The organism is Kosakonia sp. 1610 (genome assembly GCF_050435845.1).
Classification (GTDB): Bacteria; Pseudomonadota; Gammaproteobacteria; order Enterobacterales; family Enterobacteriaceae; genus Kosakonia; species Kosakonia cowanii.
In genome coordinates, this window is record NZ_JBNDKZ010000002.1 from 445819 (window position 1) to 468017 (window position 22199).

The window sequence follows — 22199 nt, forward strand, 5'->3', positions numbered from 1 at the left end:
ATGAGTGATGAGCCGTTGCGCCCCGATCCCGACCGCTTGCTGGAGCATGCTGCAACGGCACACCGGGGCAAACTGAAGATCTTTTTCGGTGCCTGCGCCGGGGTGGGTAAAACCTTTGCCATGTTGCAGGAAGCGCAGCGGCTACGGGCGCAGGGGCTGGATGTGCTGCCGGGCGTGGTAGAGACGCACGGGCGCAAAGAGACCGCCGCGCTGATGGCGGGCCTGCCTCTGCAACCCGTGCGGCGCATCGCCCATCGCGGGCGCGTGGTGCATGAGTTTGATCTGGACGCCGCCCTTGCGCGGCGTCCGGCACTGATTTTGATGGATGAGCTGGCGCACAGTAACGCCCCCGGCTCGCGCCATCCGAAACGCTGGCAGGATGTGGAGGAGCTGCTGGAAGCTGGCATCGACGTTTTTACCACCGTCAACGTTCAGCATCTGGAGAGCCTGAATGATGTGGTCAGCGGCGTCACCGGCATTCAGGTGCGCGAAACGGTGCCCGATCCCTTTTTTGATAGCGCTGATGAGATTGTGCTGGTCGACCTGCCGCCGGACGATCTGCGCCAGCGGCTGCACGAGGGCAAAGTCTATATTGGCGGCCAGGCAGAGCGCGCCATTGAGCACTTCTTTCGCAAAGGTAATCTGATCGCGCTGCGCGAACTGGCGCTGCGGCGCACCGCCGACCGGGTCGATGATCAGATGCGTGCCTGGCGCGATCGCCTCGGCGAAGAGAAGGTGTGGCATACGCGCGACGCCATTCTGCTCTGCGTCGGTCACGGCGCGGGCAACGAGAAACTGATTCGCACCGCAGCGAGGCTGGCAGCCAAACTCGGTAGCGCATGGCATGCGGTCTATGTTGAAACCCCTACCCTGCACAAATTACCGGAGTCACAGCGGCGGGCGATCTTAAGCGCCCTGCGGCTGGCCCAGGAGCTGGGCGCCGAGACCGCAACCCTCGCCGACCCGGCGGAAGATCGGGCGATACTGCGCTACGCCCGCGAACATAACCTCGGCAAAATCCTGATTGGCCGCCGCGATAACCGCCGCTGGTGGCACCGCGAATCCTTTGCCGACCGCCTGGCGCGCCGCGCGCCAGATCTCGATCTGGTGATTATCGCCCTGCAAGAGAGCACCCAGCCGCTGCCGACGCGCAGCGGAGATTCCCGCCCCTTTTTCGACCGCTGGCGCGTGCAGCTTACCGGCTGCACGGTCGCGCTGGCGCTTTGCGCGGCGATTACCTTCATCGCTTTGCAGTGGCTGACGGCCTTTGAGCCTACCAACCTGGTGATGATCTACCTGCTGGGCGTAGTGCTGGTGGCGCTGTTCTATGGCCGCTGGCCATCGGCCTTCGCCACGGTGATTAACGTCATCAGCTTCGATCTCTTTTTTATCTCACCGCGCGGCACGCTGGCGGTGTCGGATGTGCAGTATCTGCTCACCTTCGGCGTGATGCTGACCGTCGGGCTGGTGATTGGTAACCTCACCGCTGGCGTGCGTTACCAGGCGAGGGTGGCGCGTTACCGTGAGCGGCGCACGCGTCATCTTTATGAGATGTCGAAAGCGCTGGCGGCGGGACGCAATAATCAGGATATCGCCGCTACCAGCGAGACCTTTATTCACTCCACCTTTGAGGCGCGCAGCAAACTGCTGCTGCCGAATAGCGAGGGTAAACTGGCGGCAGTAACGGAAAACCAGGGCATGACGCCGTGGGATGATGCCATCGCCCGCTGGAGTTTTGATAAGGGACAGCCTGCGGGCGCAGGCACCGATACGCTGCCCGGCGTGCCCTACCAAATTTTGCCGCTGAAAAATGACGATACGGTCTATGGCTTGCTGATTGTCGAGCCAGCGAATCTGCGCCAGCTGATGATCCCCGAGCAGCAGCGTCTGCTGGAGACCTTCACCCTGCTGGTGGCGAACGCGCTTGAGCGCCAGGCATTGGCGACGCGCGAAGAGCAGGCGCGGCTTGCCAGCGAGCGCGAGAGCCTGCGTAACTCACTGCTGGCCGCCCTCTCCCACGATCTGCGCACCCCGCTGACGGTGCTGTTTGGTCAGGCGGAAATCCTTACGCTGGATCTCGCCAGCGAAGGGTCGAAACATGCTCCGCAGGCCAACGAGATCCGCCAGCATGTGCTTAACACCACCCGGCTGGTGAATAATCTGCTGGATATGGCGCGCATCCAGTCCGGCGGCTTTAATTTAAAACGTGAGTGGCTGACGCTGGAAGAGGTGGTCGGCAGTGCGCTGCGTACGCTGGAGCCAGTGATGGGCGGGCGGCACATTGCGCTGTCGCTGCCCGATCCGCTGATGCTGGTGCATGTTGATGGCCCGCTGTTTGAGCGCGTGTTGATCAATCTGCTGGAAAACGCAGTGAAATATGCCGGATCCGGCGCGCAGATTGGTATTGAATCGCACAGCACACCGACCGACTGGACGCTGGAGGTGTGGGATAACGGGCCGGGGATCCCGCCGGGCCAAGAGCACGCCATTTTTGAAAAATTTGCGCGTGGCACCAAGGAGTCGGCCATCCCCGGCGTTGGCCTGGGGCTGGCGATTTGCCAGGCGATTGTCGAGGTACATGGCGGCACCATCGACGCGCAAAACCGTCCGCAGGGAGGCGCGCGCTTTTATGTTACACTCGCGCGGGAAACGCCCCCGCAACTGGATGAATTACCCGAGGATCTGTGATTAACGTTCTGATTGTCGAAGATGAACAGGCCATCCGCCGCTTTCTGCGCACCGCGCTGGAGGCTGAGGGGCTGCGCGTGCACGAAGCGGAGACGCTGCAGCGCGGGTTAATTGAAGCGGCAACGCGCAAGCCGGATCTGGCGATCCTCGACCTCGGTTTGCCGGACGGTGACGGTCTCGATTTTATCCGCGATGTGCGCCAGTGGAGCCAGATGCCGATTATTGTTCTGTCGGCACGCATCGAAGAGAGCGACAAGATCGCCGCGCTGGATGCTGGCGCCGATGATTACCTCAGTAAACCTTTCGGCATTGGTGAGTTGCAGGCACGGTTGCGTGTCGCGCTGCGCCGCCATGCCGCCAGCACGCCGGGCGAACCGGTGATCACCTTTGGCGATATCCGCGTTGATCTCGCCAGCCGCCGCATCCAGCGCGGCGATGAGGAGATCCACCTGACGCCGATTGAGTTTCGCCTGCTGGCGGTGCTGCTCAATAACCACGGCAAAGTGCTGACCCAGCGGCAGTTGTTAAGCCAGGTATGGGGGCCAAATGCCGTTGAGCACAGCCACTATCTGCGAATTTATATGGGGCATTTGCGCCAGAAGCTGGAGAGCGATCCGGCGCGCCCGCGTCATCTGTTGACCGAGACCGGGATCGGGTACCGGTTTATGTTGTGAGGCGTGATCTGCACGGCTGATTGCCGGATGGCGCTGCGCTTATCCGGCCTGCGGGTTAGGTGTTCCGTACCGTTTGATCGCCGGATGGTGCTGCGCTTATCCGGCCTACGGGTTACGTATTCCGCACTGTTTGATTGCCGGATGGCCAGCCGGTTACTTTGCAAAATACATCGCGAAGAATATCGATGGTTACGCGCTCGATGGTCAGGTCGATCATGACACCGGCAAGCCTCTAACCTATACCGCAGCAGCTGTAACCGCATGGGCGTCTACGTGGCGCATCCCGCAATTCAAATCTATTGGCCTGCCAACGATGGGCGCATATCGCGAGCTGCGCAAACTGCCTCGCGGTGTGAGCATTGCTGATGAATTCGATGAGCGTGTTGAAGCGACCAGAGTTGCAGCGGATGAAGGTGAATTTGACCTGTATATCGCAGCGCAGGCTGGGGCAAATGTTCCACGCGATAACCAGACCGTCCGTGTGGCTCGTAACGTGACAGATGAGGTCAACGCCTACGAAGAGGATAGAGAGAGAGTCGTGGGCATCTACGCTCCACACTTGGGCTCTGAGATGGTACGTGTTACCCGGACAGCCGAATGGCGGATCGTTCCAAAGCTTTTGGCCGTTGAGCCTTTGACTTTAAAAAGTGGCATTTCCGCGCCTCGGAGTCCTGTCAATAACTGTGGAAAGCTTACTGAAAACACGGCTCAAGTCATGGAGCCTACATCCTTTGATGTATGCAGATATGATGCTAAATCCGATTGATAACAGTATTTATTTGTTTGAGTGATATAGGAGTTAGGAAAAGGCTCAGAGTTGAGTTAAAAGGTAATATATTTTAGCAATATGGGTAACAAAGGCTCGGGAGACCCATGGAGTCTAAGAAAAACTCTTTGAAGGCGATTCATAGAATTTTAATTATTACTAATTAGTTATATTTGTAATGCCCTCAAGAAGCATAACCTTGAAAAAGCAAATGAAAACTAATAGTTTCTTTTTGAGATAATGTAGAGGCTCATAATTTAAGTTCGCATGATCACTATTAGTGATCAAAATGAATTTTAGTGATTACCATGCTAACTTATTTCTTGCGTGTTTTCCTATAACTCTTTGTTTGCTCATGGATATTTTGTGTTGTATATTTAAATTGAGATTGTTCTCTATTTATCATATTTCTAATAATTGATGGATTTTTTCAATGACTACACAAAGTTTACCGAAGCAACTAAAAACAGTTAGTTTTATAGATACCAATGTTGGCCGTTTTGATTACAAAGGGGTAATTGGTGAAGGTGGGAATAGTAATGTTTTTCTCTATTCTCATTTAAAGCACGAATTTGCGATTAAGTTTTTAAAGCAAGACAGTGACGATAGTAAAATAACAAGATTCAAAGATGAGTATTTTTGCGTTGCACAAATGCCTACTCATAAAAACGTGGTCAAATATTATCACCTAGACAAAATTAAAGTTGCTGAGATTGATTATTATGTCATTATTATGAAGCGTTATGCAAGGAGTGTGAAAAAAGATTATGCAAATCAAGAGTCAGTTGAAACGTACTATGACTCAATGCATAAATTTTTTACGGCCCTTTATAATGGGATTAGGTTCATTCATCATCATGAGATCATTCATAGAGACCTTAAGCCAGAGAATGTGTTTGTTGATGAGATTAATGATACATATGTTATTGGTGATTTCGGCATATCCAAATTTGACGATGATGTCTTTGCGCGGTTTTCAAGAACACAAGATGGCGAAAGGTTGGCAAACTTCAAATTCTCAGCACCTGAGCAATCGTCAAATACTTATGAAGTAACAAAATCTAGTGATATTTACTCTTTCGGACAATTGCTCCAGTACTTTGGTACAGGAGATGTTAGCAAAGGACCCGGTCGGGCACCTTTACTATTTCGCAATGAGTCAGAGTTCTTAACAATTCTGGATAAAGTTATTAATAAATGTATAATGCATAACCCTAGTGATCGATTTTCAAGCATGGAGGACATTAAAATATTCTTTGACACTGAATCCGAATCATTTAAAAATCAAGAAAAATGGCGTGAGCAGTCGAAAAGAGATTCAGAACGTTGGCTTTTTTTACATGACCTAGATGATGCTATAGTCCGCAGCATACCTCATATAAATAGATTGGCTAAAATTTCAATCGAAAATGATATAAGCCAGTTCTTATCGAATGTTAACGCTCTTATCATGGATGAAGAAAGAAAAGATCATCTTTGGATGATAGATTCTACTGGTGGTGATCTTAATTATCATGGGGCAATCCTTAAAAGCGGTCGTCTCTACAATGTCATGTACGGCGTTTTTGCACATCAAATTACTATTGATGAAATTTATGCCTATAATGATAGGAACTATCCGTATAAAAATTTCTTTATAGTTTTAACTCACGGCATGCCACAATTTGAATATTCTGATATAGGTGATCTTTCTAAGTATAAAACTCGAGGCAATACAACTTCTAAGGTGGATTACGCCATAGAGTGGCGTGGACATTACCTCGATCCAGACGATGTTAGGAACCAGTATGTTAGAATTGAAGGAGAAACGTACGCGGTAAATCGTGATGAGTTTAAAGATACATACCGATTTATCAAAAGAGATGCTTTTTTAGTCGTCCCAACTGGTACGCCATCATCACATATGAATGACCGATCGGTGGCAACAGATTTGATTGCAGCAAGTGTGATAAATCCTAGTGGTTTGACAATTTGTGATGTCGATTCTTATCTAAATAAAATTAGACGCTATTATGAATCGTGGATCCGTGACGCATTATAATCAAAATCCTTAAAAGTTTAAATTTAAACCGGTACCTTGCGTCCGGTTATTTTATTGCATTTTACCGTGACGCTTCAATTTTCGGGAATGCATGCATATGCATGCATGATTTTGCATGCGCTCGGTATGCCTTATCTGCAAAAATGCTTCCATAGCTGGTGGGGGCCAGGCGTGATTATGCTGCTGCATCAAAACCGCTCCATCAAGCAGGCAGGCGAGGCAGGGATAGCACTGCGCGCCAGACGTGGTGACAGGATTTATTTTGCGCGTCTGTGCGCGTCTTGGCGGCGCGCTGAGCGGTGAGGATGAATCGTGGGCGGTGTCGGGTTGCGTGGCGTGTGCGGCGTCTGGTGAGGTCTGAGGATGTGCCGCCCGCAGGCGGCATTTTAGGTGGGGCTACTCGGTATTGATGTTGTAATCCTTAAAGCGGATCACCTCCATTCCGAGCCAGTCGTTTATCTCTTTGAAACGCTCCTGCAGCGGCGTCAGCTCGTTACGGACAAATACCCGCGCCACCTTCTCGATATCCCCCATCGAGCCGATATTTTCAGGCTTGCCGCCCATGAGCTGAAACGACACGCGGTGTGCATCGAGCAGGTCAGCGGCGCTCACCTTCTTGATGTTAAAAAAATCATCCTTCGTGGCGACTTCACTCAGCGGCACGATCTTAATGCCATCCGGTTTCCCGTTCGGTGCGTAGAAAAACAGGTTTTTAAAATTCCCGAGCCCTTTCGAGTCACGCATCGCGGAGCGCAGCGCCTCAACGTCAGTGCTGCTTTGCGCCGCGTCGGTCACGTACATGATGTAGCCCGCGTGCGCGCCGTTCTGGTAATACTTTCGACGAAACAGCGTGGCGGATTCATTCAGCCAGGCGGAATTGAGCGCGCTCAGGTATTCCGGCATCCCGTAGAGCTCCTGATTGATATCGGGCTCAAGCAGATGAAACACCGAACCGGGGGCGAACTGGTGCGGGTGGGTAAAGCTCGACACGTACCAGTAAACGCCATCCTCGACACCACGGCGGGTGTATTTGGCCGGTGAGGTTTCCAGCTTCATGAGCTGGCCGGTCACGCTCATGCGCTTTTCGAGATAGCCGCGGCAAGCCACCGGCTTACCAGTATCTCGGGGAAGGGGAAACCACGCGCACGCTGTCTGGTGTTCTCTATCCCGAAATTACCGGCGGGCGTCTTTCGCTGACCGCCATCGAGCTGATGGCAGACGAGGGGCGAGCGTGGCTGCTGATTAACGGAACGGGCATGATCCACGGCATGTATGTCATCGGCAAAGTGACGCACACGCCCACCGAGTTATTCAGCGACGGGGCGGCGAGAAAAATCGAGTTTAGCCTTTCGCTTAAGCGGGTCGATAAATCGCTGGCGGCCATTTATGGCGACCTGAAAACGCAGGCCTACAATCTGGTCACGTCTGCCGGTGACTGGCTGGGAGGGCTGGCAGGATGATTACGGGAATGGATATTCAGGCCGGGGCGAAAATAGCCCCGGCGTTTATGCTCAAGCTGGATAACGAAGATATCACGCAGGATTTTAGTGACCGCCTTATCAGTCTGACCATAACCGACAATCGCGGATTCGAGGCCGACCAGCTCGATATCGAGCTCGATGACACTGACGGCCAGATAGCAATGCCACCGCGCGGCGCAACGTTGACGCTGTGGTTAGGCTGGCAGGATTCCGCGCTGATAAAAAAAGGGATGTTCACGGTCGACGAAATCGAGCACAGAGGCGCACCTGATACGCTGACCATCCGGGGGCGCAGCGCCGATTTTCGCGGGTCGCTGAACTCTCGCCGGGAACAGTCATGGCATGACACCACGCTCGGGCAAATTGTGGAGACGATTGCGGCACGCAATAAACTGACGGCCAGCGTGGCCGACACGCTCAAAGCCGTCGCCGTGCCTCACATTGACCAGTCGCAGGAATCTGACGCGGTGTTTCTGTCCCGCCTGGCTGACCGGAACGGTGCGGCGGTCTCGGTCAAAGCGGGGAGACTGCTATTTCTGAAAGCCGGAAGCGGCAAGACGGCCAGCGGGAAGCCCATTCCGCAGATGACGCTTGAGCGCGGCGACGGCGATCGTCATCAGTTTGCCATTGCTGACCGGGAAGCCTACACCGGCGTTACGGCGAAATGGCTGCACACTAAAGACCCGAAGCCGCAAATCAGAAGGTGAAGCTCAGACGTAAGCCCAAAGAGAAACACCTCCGCGCGCTGCAGCACCCGGAAGCGACCAAAGCCCCGGCAAAGGTCAAAGCCAAAAAAGAGCAGGAAGCGCGCGAGGATGAGTATATGGCCGGTGAGGCTGACAACGTGCTGGAGCTGACAACCATTTACGCGACAAAGGCGCAGGCCATGCGCGCCGCTCAGGCGAAGTGGGACAAGCTGCAGTGAGGTGTCGCGGAGTTTTCAATCTCGCTGGCGATTGGCCGGGCAGATTTATTTCCTGAAACACCAATCGCGGTGAAAGGGTTTAAGCGCGTCATAGACGATCAGGCGTGGATAATCAGCCGGGTGGTGCATAACCTCAACGGGAACGGCTACATGACGGGCTTAGAGCTTGAGGTTAGGGTTTCGGATGTGGAGTACGAAAGCGAAGAATTAGCGCAGTGATTTATATTTAATTATTTATTATGTAAGGATAAATTGAGTAAAACTAGCGCATCGGAAATTAAATGAGGTGCTCGCCATGTTTCACTGTCCAAAATGCCATTTTGCCGCTCACGCCCGCACAAGTCGCTATTTTACTGACACGACCAAAGAGCGATATCACCAGTGCACAAACATCAACTGCAGCGCGACGTTTGTGACCACTGAGGCGGTCGAGCGCTTTATCGTATCGCCGGGGTTGTAGCACCAGCGGCACCGCATCCGACGCAGTCAGGCCAGCAACAAATCACTTGGACGTGACCAAAATAAAGCCCCGTAAACACGGGGCTTTATTGTTTTACAATAGGCGACTAATATGTGTCAGTAATTGCATTATTATGAATAAAACCCTGCTATTTGTTACAGTTAAACAAGGAGCAATTGATGATAAATATCTTGCTAATTTAACAAGTATAATCAAACAAGGTTGACTTAGAATAAATCCGTGAAATTTCTAATGCAGATTCATAATTAAATATTTAAAGGGAATAATTTAAATGAACAAAAAACCATGGGAAAGAAGGCTTAAAGATCTCTCTCATCTTCTTCAAATTTGTGCTAAAACATATTTTGATCCTGAGCTGTTTAGGATAAATTTAAATCAGTTCCTACAAACATCCAGGACCGTTACTTTCATCATTCAAAAAAATAAAAGCGAGATAGAAGGTTTTGATAGTTGGTACCCAGAAAATATTGTCGATAAGTGGAGTAATGATCCCTTAATGACTTGGGCTAAAAATTCTCGAAACGTTATAGAAAAACAAGGCGATTTAGAGATGTTTAGTGAAGCAAAAGCTACTCTAATTTTCTCATATGTTGAAGAGCAAGATATTGAAATATCCACAAGGAATGAATTGTTAGGCATTGGCGTTAAAAAACTTGTTAGGTTAGCGCAAAAAAAATTACCATCAGGAATGACTGAATCTGCTGTTATTAAATCTGAAAGACGTTGGGTCGCTAACAGTCTCAAGGATTATGAGCTTTTACATGCACTAACTATTATTTATAGTCGAGTGTATGAATCGTGTAAATCTTTAGGATCCTTTATAAACAACCCTATAAGTGAGGAAATTACCACACCAAATGCCTTTGATTCATTACGCAATGAAGTTAGGCATGTAAACTATCTGAAGCTTAAGAATTTTTCAACTGGTAAGGTTTCCTACGAAACTATTTCTTATGATGAGTCAATTATACCCGACTCACTAAAGGAGGAGATTTCTGCTATTGAACAGCCATGTAAAGTTACCTCTGTGCATGAACTTGTAGAGCATCTAGGAAAATTAACTGAAATAAATTTCCTAAACTCAGGTTTTCATATTCAATGCCTGTTCTTTTTCAATGATAATTATCAGGTGATAGATATGATGAGTACTAGTTTTGAAGATCAAGGTGATAAGTACGTTTTTTGGAGAATAGTAGCTGATAGAGCAATGATGATTAATGCGTTTGGTTTTGTGTGGATATCAGAACTCTGGCTAAGAAATGCCAATCGTAATTACGCTCAGGCAATACACAAAATGCCAATTATTGATGAACGATTACAAATCATTGGTATCGATGCCAAAAATAACCAGAAGAGTATCACGTGGCGAATTATAAGGGAAAGCGAGGAAAGTAAACCAACTTTGGAGTTAATGAGTTCAGAATCACGCGATGAAAATGGAGCTTATTTCATGAGGCCTATTCTCAAAGCTATTGGTGGGGATATTAGTAAAGTTAGCTATTAATGAATGATATATAGAACCCAGCAGCTATTTTTTACTGGAAAAACTCTCTTTGAATTTGTATGTATGAATGGGAGTGGGCGGGGAAATTATGTTAAAAGCCGTAATCTTGTTCTACCTGTAGAGTAAAGATTTTTGATGTGCTGTAAGCCGCCCTCTCTTGCGGACGGCTTACAGCGTCGACGTGGTCAGCATGTGGACCTCCAATCAAATAAATCCTTTTATTTCATTATGTTAAGGTGTTCAAAAAAGGCTCCCGAGGGAACCTTTTTACTGTGCCGCGATTTACGCGTTTTTCAGCACTTCGCTGACAATTTCTACCGCTTCTTTCTCAATCAGCTTACGGTGTTCGTCGCCGAGGAAGCTTTCGCAGTAGATTTTGTAGGCGTCTTCGGTGCCGGACGGACGCGCGGCAAACCAGCCGTTGTCGGTCATCACTTTCAGGCCGCCAATCGACGCGCCGTTGCCCGGTGCTGCGGTCAGGCGAGCGGTGATCGCATCCCCCGCCAGCGTGCTGGCACTTACCATTTCAGGCGAGAGCTTAGAGAGCGCCGCTTTCTGTGCGGAAGAGGCCGCAGCCTGCAGACGGTTGTAGCTCGGCGCGCCAAAGCGGGCTGCCAGTTCGTCATAGTGCTGCTGCGGGTTTTTACCGGTCACCGCAGTGATCTCCGCTGCCAGCAGGCACATGATGATGCCATCTTTATCCGTTGACCACGGCGTACCGTCAAAGCGCAGGAAGGAAGCGCCCGCACTCTCTTCGCCGCCGAAGCCGAAGCTGCCGTCGTGCAGACCATCAACAAACCACTTAAAGCCCACCGGCACTTCCACCAGCTTACGACCAAGGTCGTTAACCACGCGGTCAATCATTGCAGAGGAGACCAGCGTCTTACCGACTGCAACATCTTTGCCCCACTGCGGGCGATGCTGGAACAGGTAGTTGATCGCTACCGCCAGGTAGTGGTTCGGGTTCATCAGACCAGCCGGGGTTACGATGCCGTGGCGGTCGTAATCCGGGTCGTTGGCGAAGGCCAGGTCAAACTTATCGCGCAGCGCCAGCAGACCGGCCATCGCACATTCGGAGGAGCAGTCCATGCGGATCGCGCCATCTTTGTCGAGGTGCATAAAGCGGAAAGTCTGGTCGACTTCATCATTAACGATGGTGAGGTCGAGCTTGTAGTGCTCGGCGATACGTTTCCAGTACTCAATACCGGAGCCGCCCAGCGGATCGACGCCCAGTTTCAGGCCCGCTTTCTGGATCGCCGCCATATCGACGATCTCCGCCAGCCCTTCAATAAACGGCTGCACCAGATCTTTTTCAGTGACGTGACCGGAGGCCATCGCCGCATCCAGCGAAATGCGTTTCACGCCTTTCAGACCGTCGGCCAGCAGCGCGTTAGCGCGATCTTCCACCACTTTGGTGACGTTGGTGTCGGCCGGGCCGCCGTTCGGCGGGTTGTATTTGATACCGCCATCTTCCGGCGGATTATGGGACGGCGTGATCACAATACCATCCGCCTGCGCGCCGCCGTTTTTGTTGTGCACAAGAATGGCGTTAGAGATGGCAGGCGTCGGCGTAAAGCCGTTATTTTCCTGCACGATGATATCAACGCCGTTGGCAGCCAACACTTCCAGCACGGAGATAAACGCCGGCTCAGAGAGGGCGTGGGTGTCTTTACCAACATAGCACGGCCCGGTGATGCCGTTTTTCGCACGCTCTTCGGCAATCGCCTGGGCGATAGCAAGAATGTGCGGCTCGTTAAAGCTGTGACGCCATGCGCTACCACGGTGACCTGAGGTACCAAATTTCACCGCATGGTCAGCATTGCCAACTTCCGGTTTCAACACATAGTACTGCGCAGTCAGCTGCGCGACGTTAATCAAATCGCCCTGTTGTGCAGGTTGCCCAGCACGCGGATGGTTTGCCATTGCTTCGTCCTTTTAATGCAAGGATTAAATTGTGCCGCAAACTTTCTCAATCAGCTCCGCCGGGAACTGCATTGACTGCATGATGTGTTCAATCATGCTGCATTTACGGCCCGTATTCGTGTTGGTGATGACCCAGTAAGGGGTGTTCGGCACTTGCTTCGGCTTGGTCTGGTTGCCGTTCTGCAGCAGGGTGCGCTCATCAGCGGCAAAGTATACGCGCGTGCGACCGTGCAGAGATTCAGTGGATTCCGTAAACCCTTTGTCATCGAGTGAATAGAGTGTAGACAGGATTAGCAGAAAGCGATTAACCGCTTTTTTCTGCTCGGCGTATTCGTCGGAGAGCAGAAGCTCGCGAACCGCACGAACTTTATCCCGGGTCGTGTTGGCCGGTTTCACCTCTTCGACAACGCTGGCAGCGCGTGTCTCTTTCACCGGCGCGGCGGGCGCTGCAGAGGGAGACGATGATGCGGCGGAGAACTTGAGCATACGCCGTAAAATCTCGGATGCGCTCTCGCCAATGTGCTTAGTATGGCTGGCAATGTAACTGTAGAGCTCATCATCAACTTCAATCGTTTTCATCTTAATCCAGTGCTATATAAAATCTGAATACAAGTATTGGGATTATAAAGTGAAATCCCAACAGCGGATAGGTACACCCCAGGATGGCGGCAAAACTCAGAGTAATGCTTAGCCTTGCAGCCGGGCGGCAGAATGTTCACCATAATAACCTAACCCGTTGGAGTGAAAAAAAGAACTTTGCCATGAAATTGAACACGCGCGCGCAAACTGCACAACATCCGCACAACAATTCCCCGATTGTGCTGGTTCACGGCCTTTTCGGCAGCCTCGATAACCTCGGCGTGCTCGCCCGCGACCTGGTGCAGGATCACGATGTGCTGCAGGTGGATATGCGTAATCACGGCGTGTCGCCCCGCTCACCGGAGATGAACTACCCGGCGATGGCGCAGGACCTGCTTGATACGCTGGATGCACATCAGATTGAAAAAGCGACCTTTATCGGCCACTCCATGGGCGGCAAAGCGGTGATGGCGCTAACTTCACTGGCACCCGATCGCATCGACCGTCTGGTGGCGATTGATATGGCGCCGGTGGATTATAAGGTGCGCCGTCACGATGAGATCTTTGCCGCCATCAACGCCGTAAGCGAGGCGAAGGTTTCGTCGCGCCAGCAGGCGGCGGCGCTGATGCGCGAGCAGCTTGATGAAGAGGGCGTGGTTCAGTTTTTACTCAAATCCTTCGTTGACGGTGAGTGGCGCTTTAACGTGCCGGTGCTGTGGGATCAATATGCCAATATTGTTGGCTGGGAGAAAATTCCGGCGTGGGATAAGCCTGCCATCTTTGTCTGCGGCGGTAACTCCTCTTATGTCACCGATGCCTACCGCGATGCGCTGCTGGCGCAGTTCCCCCAGGCGCGGGCGTATGTCATTGCCGGTGCCGGGCACTGGGTGCATGCAGAAAAACCTGACGCGGTGCTGCGTGCCATCCGCCGTTACCTGGCAGAATAAGGCCAACTGATTAAAAAGGCGGCGACCGGTCGTTTCAACGCGCCCGGTCGTTGGCGTGCCGATGTTGGTGATGTATGATGGCGCGCTATTCAGCCCGGGCAGCGGCCCGATTGCGTGTTTTCCCGTAGTATTCATATCATGGCTAAAGAACAAACGGACCGTACGACACTAGATCTCTTCGCGAATGAGCGTCGCCCGGGACGGCCGAAGACCAACCCGCTCTCGCGCGATGAACAGTTGCGCATTAATAAACGCAACCAGCTCAAACGCGATAAGGTTCGCGGGCTTAAGCGCGTCGAACTGAAACTGAATGCGGAAGCGGTGGAAGCCCTAAATGAGCTGGCCGAAGCGCGCGAGATAAGCCGCAGCGAACTTATCGAAGAGATGCTGCTGGCGCAGCTTAAAGCCCTGCGCGGATAGCGATTCTTCTGAATCATCATCAAATTCCCCTTTTCATGTGGCATACAGTGCAGTCCGCGGCAATAGCAGTTTCCGCGTTCTTCTCTGTTCTGCTATGATTGCCCTTATCTGTGGGCTTAGCGCTCCCCCTATACTCATTAAGATTCAAGAGGTTATTTTACTCATGGCAATTACAGGCATTTTCTTCGGCAGCGACACCGGCAACACCGAAAACATCGCCAAAATGATCCAGAGCCAGCTTGGTAAAGACGTCGCCGATGTTCATGACATTGCCAAGAGCAGTAAGGAAGATATCGAAGGGTATGACATCCTGTTGCTCGGCATTCCGACCTGGTATTACGGTGAAGCGCAGTGCGACTGGGATGACTTTTTCCCGACGCTGGAAGAGATTGATTTTAATGGTAAGTTAGTGGCGCTGTTCGGCTGCGGCGACCAGGAAGATTACGCTGAGTACTTCTGTGATGCGCTGGGCACTATTCGCGATATTATCGAACCGCGCGGCGCGACGATTGTGGGTCACTGGCCGACTGCCGGTTACCATTTCGAAGCTTCAAAAGGCCTGGCGGATGACGACCACTTTGTGGGTCTGGCGATTGATGAAGACCGCCAGCCAGAACTGACCGCCGAGCGCGTACAGAAGTGGGTGAAGCAGGTTTCTGAAGAGCTGCATCTGGATGAAATCCTGAATGCCTGATTTTTATGGCGCAATCTGCTGGTTGCGCCGTATCAATAGGTAAAAGCAATCGAAATAATTGCTACATTTTTTTAACTTTCCTATTCATCCCTGTACAATAAGCCCTGCTTAACGCGTTACGCTCGACCGGGAGTTGTCGGCGATACCACGTTTTAAAAGCTTACTTTACTTGAGGGCTTGCAGTTTTCATTTATACATGGCAGTTCTATAATGATACGCATTCGCCCGGGTGCATTCCTTATAACTTCCGAGAAGGAAGTGAATCGTATAGCAACAGGACAGATTCCGCATGACTGACAACAATACCGCATTAAAGAAGGCCGGCCTGAAAGTCACGCTTCCACGTTTAAAAATTCTGGAAGTGCTTCAGGAGCCGGATAACCATCATGTCAGTGCGGAAGATCTTTATAAGCGTCTGATCGACATGGGTGAAGAGATTGGTCTGGCAACGGTGTACCGCGTGCTGAACCAGTTTGATGACGCCGGGATTGTCACCCGTCACAACTTCGAAGGCGGCAAATCCGTTTTTGAACTGACGCAGCAGCATCACCACGATCACCTTATCTGCCTCGACTGCGGTAAAGTCATCGAATTTAGTGATGATTCCATCGAATTGCGCCAGCGCGAAATTGCCGCTAAACACGGTATCCGCCTGACGAACCACAGTCTCTACCTTTACGGCCACTGCGCCGAAGGCGACTGCCGCGAAGATGAACACGCGCACGACGCAAAATAAGTTCTTCTGAACGTTAAAAGCCAACCGTCAGGTTGGCTTTTTTTATGCCTGTCGGCTGAGCGGCGCGTTAAAAGGTTACGCCGCTCAGGGTGGAAAGCGATCAGGCTTTCAGCGTGTCGACACGGCTGACGCGCCTGCCGTCCGGGCTTACGGTGCGCACCTGAATTTCTCCTTTAATCTGTGGACGGGATTCCGCTTCGTAGCGCTGCCACGTTTTGCCGCGATCGAGGGAGTACTCTACCACCAGCCCCGGGAAGCGGATGTTGACCTCCAGCACACCGTCAACAATTCGCGCCCCTGGCACCGGCAGACGATAATGGATGCCGGCTTTATCCAGCTTCGCCAGCTCGCGATGCCCTAACAGATTGGCAAAACGCTGCCAGTCAGCCGTAAGCGCTTTCTGATCGACCCACTGCGTCTCGCCGCCTTTGTATTCGCGGCCTGCCTGATAATCCAGCTCCCAGCTTGCGCGATGCCATGCCCGCTCTGCCACGGCGACCAGACGCGGATAGATCATATACTCCATCTGCTCATCCGTGCGCACCACTTCGCTCCACAGCTCGGCGGAAAGTCCATAAGCGCCCGGCCACGGCTTGTCTGATTTAGCGCTGAACGCATTGCCATCCCGATCGACCGAGGTTTCCGCATTCTGCGGCATGTTGTCCGGCGCGAAGCTGAAGATTTTGCGCTCATCGCTGAAACGCGTCCCCCAGTAGTAGCCGCTCTCATCCGGGTGAACTTCACTCGGGAAGTCGAGATAGACGTAGTCCGGGTTGGAGACCACCACGCGGAAGCCCTTATTCGCCCAGTCGTTGACGGAATCGAAACCGCCCCAGTAGAGCGCATCCCAGAAGTTGACATTCACATGTTGGGTGGCAAACACAGAAGCGTCTTTGGCATCTTTTAGCCCATCCTGCCACGCCTGCATCACATCGATGCCGTGCGCCTTAACCAGCTTGCTTACCTCTGCACCAAAGTAGCTGGAGAGGTGTTCAACATCGCTCACTTTCCCGGCTTTGATCATCGCCTGGCAGGCCGCGGATTTCGCCCACGGCTTATCCTGCTTGCTCTGATCAATGATGCCTTTACCCGGCTGCGGATCTTTAACATCCGTATATCCGGCACCGAGGTAGATATTTTTTGCTTCATCGCCGCCAAAGTGCCAGGTGCGCAGCGGCAGACCTGCTTCTCTGTGCATCTGCAGGATTTCGCCCATCACCTTATCGACGAAGTTGCGCGAGGAGTCCAGGCACGGATTGAGATAGCCGGTGCGATCGTAGAACTGTACGCCAGCGGTAACAGAGGTATCCGTCGGATCGAGCAGGCGGTAACGGCTCGCCTCGCTCTCTTTGCCCTCTTTTATCAGGCGATCGTAACGCGCCTCCATTGAGATGACCGCCGCGCGTGCATGGGCAGGCATATCGATCTCCGGGATCACCTCAATGTGTCGCGCTTTGGCGTATTTGAGGATCTCGATGTAGTCGGCGCGGGTAAAGTATCCGCTGCCGTTGTTATCACGATCCGGTCCAGAGCCCAGCTGCGGCAGCAGGCACTGCTTCTCGCTCAGATCGTGGCAGCGCTGGCTGCCAATCGCAGTCAGCTCCGGCAGCCCCGGAATTTCAATGCGCCACCCTTCATCGTCCGTCAGATGGAAGTGGAATTTATTCAGCTTGTAAGCCGCCATTTGATCCAGCAGGCGCAGCACCGCCGCTTTGCTGTGGAAATTACGCCCGACATCCAGATGAATACCGCGATAGTCGAAGCGCGGCGCATCTTTCGCCATCAGCGTGGGGAGCGTCATCGTCCCCTGCGCGGGGAGAAGCGAAAGCAGGGATTGCAGGCCATAAAACACGCCGCTCTGATCAAAACCGGTCACTACCGCCTCTTTCTCGCTGATACGCAACTGATAGGCACCGTTGATCGCCTCGTCACCCCTGAACGCTTTACGGGCAATCTCGGTGCGTAGCGGATAACTCCCCTCTTCCACACCGAGCATGGCGAAGCGCCCTTTGATGGCGTTTTGCGCATCGGGCATCAGCGCCGAAAGGTCAAGCTTCACTCCCTGGCTGAGATCGATATCCCGACCGTAGATTTTTACCTCGCGCGGCGTCGGCACAATCTGCCCGCGCAGCGAGGCGAGGTTTATTGTTTTGATATCGCTGTTTTGCGCAAAGCGCGCTTCAGCGGTCATCAGGATATTTTTATCCTCCGGCGTTCGTTTCCAGTGCTCGCCAAGCGGCGTGACGAACTGGGCAAGATCTTCCGTATTGGTATTGGCGATGGTTTTTGGCGTCGCTTCCTCTCCTGTGACATACCAGCGCGGCAGCACGTCGGTAATAAAGAGTTGCCAGTACTCATTAATAATCGGGATCTCAACGGAGTGCTTCGCCGGAAAACCAGTAAATTGCCCGGTAGGCTCAAGCTTATGCAGGTCGCCCATAATATGGGTCACTTTGAACTGCGGGTTCGCGACTTGCAGGATGGGACGAATGCTGTGGAAGTAGATCGCCCATGCGTTATCGGTCACCGCCTCGCCTTTGTTGGTCAGCGTGATCACCGCTTTGTTGCAGGAAGCCCAGTCAGCGCCGAGCTTCGCGCAATCAACACCATGCTGGGCGGCAAAGTTATCTTTTACGGCGTAGTTCAGATTGAACTGGCTGATAGCGTCAACCGTGCTCTGGCTTGCCAGTGCCGTGCCGCTGCTGAGCAGCGCTGTGATGGCGCCCGCCAGCAGGCTTAAACGTGCTGTATGCATGCTCTGTTCCTTAAGGTTGCCAATGTCCGGCAACAAATGTCTTAGAAAAGGGTAAACGGCGCGATGACCATCAATTTCACGTCTCGCTCATCCTGGAAAATGTTGCCGTAACCACCGGCATAGCTCGGGATAGCAGAGTGGTTGTCATACTGGGTAAAGTGCAGCTTAAACATCGTCCCTTTGGCGCGCCCCTCCTGCAGGGTATAGATGGCATCGAGGCTGTAAGCGGACTCTTTCAGACGATAATCGGCGCTGTACCATGCATCCGGCACGGCCATTTCGGCAGGTTTTGCGCCCCACGCGTAGGCGTAAGAGGCGCCGATTTGCCAGCCGGGCAAGTTGCAGCTCTCCAGATCGTACATCGCCCCCAGGAAGAGCGCTTTTTCGCCGTTGGCATTGAAGTCGGAGCGGTTATCCCACCAGATATCGAGACGACCATTGGAAGAAGCGTAGGTTGGCGTCATGCGTTGCAAAAAGTAGCCCTGCTGGCCTTCTGCTTTTACCCATGTTCCTTCGAGGCGCAGCACGAGTGGCCCGACCGTGTAACCGAAGGTTAGTGCCTGTAGCCAGGCGGTGCCGTCGTAAAGATCGTTGATGCCGCGATCGCGGACTTTGTCGCGGGCACCATAAAACTGATAGCTGGTGCTGAGCGGTTGATTTGCTACATCCAGCTGGTAGCTGGCTTTTGCAAAGTACTGATCGACATAGCCCTGCGCCTGGCCAAATGCAGCTTCCAGCACCAGATTGTTTTTGAAGTCATATTTTGCGCCGAGGGAATGGAGATAATCGACCCGGTGCTCTCTGTCGTTTTGCCAAAACTTATCCATCTCGATATGCCACGGCGCTTTATATCCATTGGCCCACATATAGGAGACGCTCAGCGCACCGGCATCGCCATAATCATTATTAATGCCCGCTTCCGCGCCCTGGTAGGTGCCCGGCATAAAACTCCAGTGCGGCGCGAATAGCGTCTGCCCGGTGGGCTGAATATAACCTGCTCGCGCCCAGATAGCGCCATATTTGAATTTTGCTGCGGCTTTATAGAGGCTGACTCCGCTCTTATCACCGGACCAGCGCTCTTTATAAGCTTTATTGCTGGCGGAGAAAGCAATTTCATTTGGGTGAGCGCTATCGCCATTTTCCGCCATTTCGATTGCCGTGAAAGCAGCGATATCCAGGCCAAACATATCTGCCACAAAGCCTGACTGGAAATCCAGATTCGCATTCCACGTGGCATGAGAGAGGTTCGTTTTATATTTATTATCGAGAATATCCTTACGGTCGCGCTCACGCTGCCAGTAATAGACCCCACCGGCCAGCGTGGAGTCATCAATAAAACCGCTTGCCTGCGCCTGCGCGGGAAGCGCCAGGCCTGACATGGCGGTTACTACGGCAATAGCCAGCGAAAGCGTACTCCGTTTACCTGCAAACGCACGCATACATTGATTCCTTTTAAATGTAAAAAACCCGCCACGGCGGCGATAAAAATTAACATCAGGAAGCCGTTACGGATATTCCCTAAATAAACAACAGCACAAAGCCTATTTTTCGCCTTGGGAATTATCAATGTGTTTTTAAGCAAAAATAACGGAGTATGACGAAGTGCACAGAATTAAATGAGGATGAAAGTTCGTTTCATAAATCACGCAAATAAATAACAAAACCATATTCACTCGATATTTAATTCTTTATCGGAAAGAGCGATTTACTACTATTCTGATTCCTGCATTTGCAAAGTTTCAGGAATAAAAAAACAGCACACCAACAGGGGGCGGAATTAATTTTCAGCACGAATATGTATTAATTGTAATTCGGTGGTTAATAAATAAAAAACGCCGCGGGAAGCGGCGTTTTTAAATAGCGATCGCTGATTGAGGTAATCAGTCGCCGATTTTTGCCCAGGTATCACGCAGGCCTACCGTGCGGTTAAACACGAGTTTGTCCGCGGTGGCATAGCGGCTATCGAGGCAGAAGTAGCCTTCGCGCTCGAACTGATACGCTTTGCCCGCCTGCGCCTCTTTCAGCGATGGCTCAGCAAAACCCTGCTTAATGACCAGCGATTCCGGGTTGATAGTGGCGAGGAAATCCTCGGCGGCGCCCGGGTTTGGCACGCTGAACAGACGATCGTAAAGACGAATTTCAACCGGCTGCGCATGCTGCGCGCTAACCCAGTGGATCACGCCTTTAACCTTGCGGCCATCGGCAGGATCCTTACTCAGCGTCTCGGCGTCGTAAGAGCAGAAAATGGTGGTGATGTTGCCTTCGGCGTCTTTCTCAACGCGTTCCGCTTTGATCACATACGCATTGCGCAGACGTACCTCTTTGCCCAGCACCAGACGTTTGTACTGCTTGTTGGCTTCTTCGCGGAAATCAGCACGATCGATCCAGATCTCACCGCTAAACGGCACTTCACGAGTGCCCATTTCCGGCTTGTTCGGATGGTTCGGCATGGTGACGATTTCGCTGCTGCCCTGCGGGTAGTTTTCGATAACCAGTTTCACCGGGTCGATAACCGCCATCGCGCGCGGCGCGTTTTCGTTGAGATCTTCACGAATGCAGGATTCCAGCGACGCCATTTCAATGGTGTTGTCCTGCTTGGTCACGCCAATGCGCTTGCAGAACTCACGGATAGAAGCCGCGGTGTAGCCACGACGGCGCAGGCCAGAGATGGTCGGCATACGTGGATCGTCCCAGCCCTCGACGTGCTTGTCGGTCACCAGCAGGTTGAGCTTACGCTTGGACATCACGGTGTATTCGAGATTCAGGCGCGAGAATTCGTACTGGCGCGGATGAACCGGAATGGTGATGTTATCCAGCACCCAGTCATACAGACGGCGGTTGTCCTGGAACTCCAGCGTGCAGAGCGAGTGGGTGATCCCTTCCAGCGCATCGCTGATGCAGTGGGTGAAGTCGTACATCGGGTAGATGCACCACTTATTGCCGGTCTGATGGTGTTCAGCAAATTTAATACGGTAGATAACCGGGTCGCGCATCACGATAAACGGCGAAGCCATATCGATTTTCGCACGCAGACAGGCCTTACCCTCTTCAAAACCACCCGCACGCATCTTTTCAAACAGCGCCAGGTTCTCTTCTACGCTGCGATCGCGGTACGGGCTGTTTTTACCCGGCTGCGTCAGCGTGCCGCGATATTCGCGAATTTCGTCGCCGGTCAGCTCGTCAACGTAGGCCAGGCCTTTGTTGATCAGCTCAACTGCGTAGCTATACAGCTTATCGAAGTAGTCTGAGGAGTAGCAGATGTCGCCAGACCAGTGAAAGCCCAACCACTGCACGTCGTTTTTAATTGATTCAACGTACTCGATATCTTCTTTTGCCGGGTTGGTATCATCGAAACGCAGGTTGCACTGACCGTTATAGTCCTGTGCGATACCGAAGTTCAGGCAGATGGATTTCGCGTGGCCGATATGCAGGTAGCCGTTCGGCTCCGGCGGAAAACGGGTATGGACGGTGGTGTGTTTACCACTGGCCAGATCTTCATCAATGATCTGGCGGATAAAGTTAGTCGGGCGGGCTTCAGCCTCACTCATCACAGGTTCCTCAAGGCGTAAACAACGTATAACGGCA

The 22199-nt window shown here is 52.3% G+C and carries 13 protein-coding genes and 5 pseudogenes; 12 read left to right on the forward strand and 6 right to left on the reverse strand.

Going from position 1 to position 22199, the window contains the following annotated elements:
- From kdpD to ABIC80_RS10090, 4 genes and pseudogenes are all read left to right on the forward strand, one after another.
- Complete coding sequence (gene kdpD, locus ABIC80_RS10075; protein ID WP_429176916.1) at positions 1-2688, forward strand: two-component system sensor histidine kinase KdpD; 2688 nt, start codon at positions 1-3, stop codon at positions 2686-2688.
- The gene (gene kdpE, locus ABIC80_RS10080) at positions 2685-3362 is read left to right on the forward strand and encodes a two-component system response regulator KdpE (protein ID WP_094420469.1); all 678 of its coding nucleotides are present in this window, start codon (positions 2685-2687) and stop codon (positions 3360-3362) included. Before kdpD ends, kdpE begins: the two co-directional genes overlap by 4 nt.
- A gap of 139 nt (positions 3363-3501) precedes the next feature.
- Positions 3502-4153 (forward strand): annotated as a pseudogene (locus tag ABIC80_RS10085) (replication endonuclease); the annotation flags it as partial.
- A gap of 408 nt (positions 4154-4561) precedes the next feature.
- A complete protein-coding gene (locus ABIC80_RS10090) occupies positions 4562-6169 on the forward strand; it encodes a protein kinase family protein (RefSeq protein WP_429176918.1) in 1608 nt (535 codons plus the stop codon).
- Between the two features lie 396 nt (positions 6170-6565).
- Here ABIC80_RS10090 and ABIC80_RS10095 read toward each other — a convergent pair.
- Positions 6566-7276: pseudogene (locus ABIC80_RS10095) on the reverse strand (phage portal protein); the annotation flags it as partial.
- Here ABIC80_RS10095 and ABIC80_RS10100 point away from each other — a divergent pair.
- The 4 genes and pseudogenes from ABIC80_RS10100 to ABIC80_RS10115 form a co-directional block, all read left to right on the forward strand.
- A pseudogene (locus tag ABIC80_RS10100) lies at positions 7258-7629 on the forward strand (phage tail protein); the annotation flags it as partial. The pseudogenes ABIC80_RS10095 and ABIC80_RS10100 sit on opposite strands and share 19 nt — an antisense overlap.
- Positions 7626-8794: pseudogene (locus tag ABIC80_RS10105) on the forward strand (phage late control D family protein). The pseudogenes ABIC80_RS10100 and ABIC80_RS10105, both read left to right, overlap by 4 nt.
- A 76-nt stretch (positions 8795-8870) precedes the next feature.
- A pseudogene (locus ABIC80_RS10110) lies at positions 8871-9091 on the forward strand (DNA-binding transcriptional regulator).
- A gap of 236 nt (positions 9092-9327) precedes the next feature.
- Positions 9328-10560 (forward strand): hypothetical protein, encoded by a 1233-nt coding sequence (locus tag ABIC80_RS10115; RefSeq protein WP_429176919.1) that lies wholly within the window; start codon positions 9328-9330, stop codon positions 10558-10560.
- A gap of 282 nt (positions 10561-10842) precedes the next feature.
- Here ABIC80_RS10115 and pgm read toward each other — a convergent pair whose 3' ends face one another.
- Positions 10843-12483: a phosphoglucomutase (alpha-D-glucose-1,6-bisphosphate-dependent) gene (gene pgm / locus ABIC80_RS10120; protein WP_023479953.1), complete on the reverse strand. Its 1641-nt coding sequence runs from the start codon at positions 12481-12483 to the stop codon at positions 10843-10845.
- 24 nt (positions 12484-12507) lie between these two features.
- The gene (gene seqA / locus ABIC80_RS10125; protein ID WP_076769558.1) at positions 12508-13062 is read right to left on the reverse strand and encodes a replication initiation negative regulator SeqA; all 555 of its coding nucleotides are present in this window, start codon (positions 13060-13062) and stop codon (positions 12508-12510) included.
- Positions 13063-13244: 182 nt separating this feature from the next.
- Between seqA and ybfF the strand changes: the two genes are divergently transcribed.
- The 4 genes from ybfF (at position 13245) to fur (ending at position 15859) form a co-directional block, all read left to right on the forward strand.
- Positions 13245-14009 (forward strand): esterase, encoded by a 765-nt coding sequence (gene ybfF / locus ABIC80_RS10130; RefSeq protein WP_429176921.1) that lies wholly within the window; start codon positions 13245-13247, stop codon positions 14007-14009.
- 138 nt (positions 14010-14147) lie between these two features.
- Positions 14148-14429 (forward strand): LexA regulated protein, encoded by a 282-nt coding sequence (gene ybfE / locus ABIC80_RS10135; RefSeq protein ID WP_023479957.1) that lies wholly within the window; start codon positions 14148-14150, stop codon positions 14427-14429.
- 163 nt (positions 14430-14592) lie between these two features.
- Positions 14593-15123 carry a flavodoxin FldA gene (fldA, locus tag ABIC80_RS10140; RefSeq protein ID WP_023480004.1) on the forward strand — a complete coding sequence of 177 codons (531 nt, stop codon included), beginning with the start codon at positions 14593-14595 and terminating at the stop codon, positions 15121-15123.
- 289 nt (positions 15124-15412) lie between these two features.
- Positions 15413-15859, forward strand: a complete 447-nt coding sequence (gene fur, locus ABIC80_RS10145) for a ferric iron uptake transcriptional regulator (RefSeq protein WP_023479956.1) — start codon at positions 15413-15415, stop codon at positions 15857-15859.
- Positions 15860-15959: 100 nt separating this feature from the next.
- Here the strand turns inward: fur and ABIC80_RS10150 are convergent, their stop codons facing one another.
- From ABIC80_RS10150 to glnS, 3 genes are all read right to left on the reverse strand, one after another.
- Complete coding sequence (locus ABIC80_RS10150) at positions 15960-18614, reverse strand: beta-N-acetylhexosaminidase (protein ID WP_429176923.1); 2655 nt, start codon at positions 18612-18614, stop codon at positions 15960-15962.
- Between the two features lie 41 nt (positions 18615-18655).
- Complete coding sequence (gene chiP, locus ABIC80_RS10155) at positions 18656-20053, reverse strand: chitoporin ChiP (protein WP_429176926.1); 1398 nt, start codon at positions 20051-20053, stop codon at positions 18656-18658.
- A gap of 441 nt (positions 20054-20494) precedes the next feature.
- On the reverse strand, positions 20495-22162 hold the full coding sequence (gene glnS, locus ABIC80_RS10160) for a glutamine--tRNA ligase (RefSeq protein WP_076769555.1): 1668 nt from the start codon (positions 22160-22162) through the stop codon (positions 20495-20497).
- Between the last annotated feature and the right edge of the window lie 37 nt (positions 22163-22199).